Genomic DNA, 3,195 nt, shown 5'->3' with positions numbered 1-3,195 from the left:
ATTTATATCAGTTTTTACGCTTTTTACTAATAAAAAGAAATTTTTTACAAATAGTAATCCTATATGTATTTGATTAAGGAGGATTTATTTTGCTAAAGAATTTTCACTTTAAAACTGCATTTATTATCTTTTGTATAATATGTATTTCACTGATTACTTTAAATATTAACTTACCAAGAAGAGAAGTTGATGCCTTTAGTAGTCAAGTACTCAGCCGTGGTTCAACTGGAGATGATGTTAAGGAGCTTCAAGAGCGACTTATATTTATAGGGTTTCTTGACGATAAAGCTGATGGAGTTTTTGGATGGAATACATACTGGGCTCTTCGTAATTTTCAAAAGGAATTTGGTATGAAAGTTGATGGCGTCGCAGGAACAAAATTAAAAGAAAAGCTGACAAAAGCAACTAAGAATTATAAAGGTAGTACGGCCAATAATAATACAACAAATAATAATTCTTCCAATAATAAGCCTGCTAAACCGAATACAAATAAACCGAATAATTCGAATGCAAAACCAAATAATAAACCAATTGCGAATGCACCAAACGGTTATACAGATAATGACATTAAATTAATGGCAAATGCTGTATATGGAGAATCACGTGGTGAGCCATATATTGGGCAAGTTGCTGTTGCTGCAGTCATTTTAAATCGTTTAACAAATGCGTCTTTTCCAAATTCAATAGCAGGTGTTATTTATCAACCAGGGGCTTTTACGGCAGTAGCTGACGGTCAAATTAATTTAACACCTAATGTTCAAGCTAAAAAAGCAGTAATTGATGCAATAAATGGCTGGGATCCAACGACCGGTTGTATTTACTATTACAATCCTAAAACAGCAACAAACCAATGGATTCGTGGCCGCCCTATTATTCTTACTATTGGTCAACATATTTTTTGTAAATAATTGTAGTGAGGTGTAATTATGAAAGGTAGTTGGATTGTTGCAGGTGCTTTAGCAGCCGCTCTAATCGGAACTGGTTATTGGGGATATACTCAAAATCGCGATTTGAATGAAATGAATTTAAAAGCCGAAAATAATTATCAAAGAGCTTTTAATGAACTAACATTTGATATGGATTTATTACACGATAAAATCGGTACGACATTAGCAATGAATTCAAGAACGTCTCTCTCCCCTGCTTTAGCAGATGTATGGCGTCTTTCGATTCAATCTAAATCGGATATTGCACAACTTCCACTAAAATTTGTGCCTTTTGATAAAACGCAGGCCTTTTTAACTGGAGTAGGAAACTTTAGCTATAAAACAGCGGTTCGGGATTTAAATAAAGAACCTTTAACTGCTAAGGAATATAGTTCTTTACGTAATATGTATTCAACAGCTGAAAAAATTCAAGATGGACTACGTAATGTACAAACAAATATCATGAATAAAAACTTAAGTTGGATTGATGTTGGTCAAATGTCTGAAGAAAAAAATGCACCTCGAGACAATAGTATCGTGGATGGTTTTAAACATATTGAACAAGTAAAAGCAACTACAGACAATGATTTTGGTCCTACGTTTTCGAATGGTCAAGAAGAATCTAAAGGCTTAAAGAAGTTAACTGGTAAAAAAATTGATGAAAATGAAGCTAAAAAAATTGCTGAAGACGCTGTACCGCTCAAAAATGTTACTAAAATTCAAGTGACTAGAAGTAAAAGTGATAATGATCGATTTGAACCTTTTTACTCAGTTACGATGGCTCACAATAACCCAGTAGCTGATACGTATATGGAAATAACTGAAACTGCTGGCTTGCCAATCTTCTTTATCACAAATAGACCAATAGCAAAACAACAAATCAGTTTAGACGATGCAGTGAAAAAAGGGTTAAGGTATTTAAATTCAAAAAACTATAAGAACATGGAATTATATGATAGTTCACAATACGATACGATTGGCGTACTTCAAATGGTTAAATCAATTGATGATGTGCGTATCTATCCAGAAGCAATTCAATTAAAGGTTGCATTAGATAACGGTCAAATCATCGGATTTAATGCTAAAAACTATATTACGTCAAACCATGTACGTAAAGTCCCTACTCCCAAGCTTACACTTGGGCAAGCAAAAGCAAAGCTTAATAAAAATGTTAAGGTTGAAGAAGAACGATTAGCTGTCATCTTAAATGACTTTAATAAAGAAGTTCTCACTTATGAATTTTTAGGTACATATAATCACGATACATATGATATCTTTATAAATGCAACGACTGGTGATGAAGAAAAAGTTAAAAAACTTTGAGTAATAAAAAAAGCACAGGTTTATCACTCCCCGTGCTTTTTTGTATGCAAAACGATCACTTATCATTTTGTGTAATTTTTATCGATTTACATTAAAATATCTTCAAATACTGAAGCACTACGATACTAACCCCTAAAAAAATAACATAATAGCCAAAAATATTCAGTGATTGTTTTTTTAATAAATTGATCATCCAACTGATGGCTAAATAACCGAATAGGCTTGCGGCTAATGTTCCAAGAAATAACGGGAAAAACGCAATTTGCTCCGCGTTTCCACCAAGAAGATCCTTTCCTTGGAATACGATTCCACCCAAAATTGCAGGAGTAGATAGTAAGAATGAAAAATACGCTGCGCTTTTTCGTTCCATTCCTTTAAATAATGCTGCAGCGATTGTTAAACCTGAACGAGAAACCGCTGGAAATATAGCAAGTGCTTGAAATGAGCCGATGAATAATGCATCAACCCATGTTAGCTCCTCCATTGTTTTCTTCCCTTTTCTCCTTTTATCAGCAATAAATAAAATAATACCAGTAAAAATAAACTCCCACCCAATGGTTTTACCCGATACAGAAATCTCATCAAAAAAATCTTTAAATAATAAGCCTACAATTACAGCGGGTAATGTTCCTACAAATAGTAATAAAGTTAATTTTGAAAAAGGTTTTTTGATCAAACCTTTCCATTCTTTACTGTAAAAAACAAACACTGCTAATAAAGTACCAATATGCATTAACGTATCTAATAATAAGCCTGCCTCATCTAACCCGAATAAATGTCTACCAATATATAAATGACCGGTACTACTAATAGGGAGAAATTCAGTTAACCCTTGAATGATGCCTAATATAATTGCTTCAAAGTTAGACATAATCAATTCTCCTTTCATTCAAATTAGTAAATTATATGCAAAAAAAATTCAATTCTTGTCCAAATTATTAAAAAC

General features: G+C 32.8%; 3 protein-coding genes. 2 read left to right on the top strand and 1 reads right to left on the bottom strand.

The window, feature by feature from the left end; genetic code table 11:
• Positions 1 to 89 precede the first annotated feature (89 nt).
• Both sleB and ypeB read left to right on the top strand, forming a co-directional pair.
• Positions 90 to 908 carry a spore cortex-lytic enzyme gene (sleB, locus tag CN514_RS16995; protein ID WP_098233617.1) on the top strand — a complete coding sequence of 273 codons (819 nt, stop codon included), beginning with the start codon at positions 90 to 92 and terminating at the stop codon, positions 906 to 908.
• A gap of 15 nt (positions 909 to 923) precedes the next feature.
• On the top strand, positions 924 to 2,249 hold the full coding sequence (gene ypeB / locus CN514_RS16990) for a germination protein YpeB (protein WP_435817650.1): 1,326 nt from the start codon (positions 924 to 926) through the stop codon (positions 2,247 to 2,249).
• A 91-nt stretch (positions 2,250 to 2,340) separates the two neighbouring features.
• Here ypeB and CN514_RS16985 read toward each other — a convergent pair whose 3' ends face one another.
• Positions 2,341 to 3,120: an undecaprenyl-diphosphate phosphatase gene (locus CN514_RS16985; RefSeq protein WP_098233615.1), complete on the bottom strand. Its 780-nt coding sequence runs from the start codon at positions 3,118 to 3,120 to the stop codon at positions 2,341 to 2,343.
• Positions 3,121 to 3,195: the final 75 nt, after the last annotated feature.

This window comes from Bacillus sp. AFS001701 (assembly GCF_002559405.1).
GTDB lineage: Bacteria > Bacillota > Bacilli > Bacillales > Bacillaceae_G > Gottfriedia.
Note: the sequence above shows the minus strand (reverse complement) of the source record. Positions and strands in the feature narration are given on the sequence as shown.

Coding starts and splice junctions, on each gene's coding strand:
- CN514_RS16985 (WP_098233615.1), bottom strand. CDS start 3,120: ATGTCTAACTTTGAAGCAATTATATTAGGCATCATTCAAGGGTTAACT.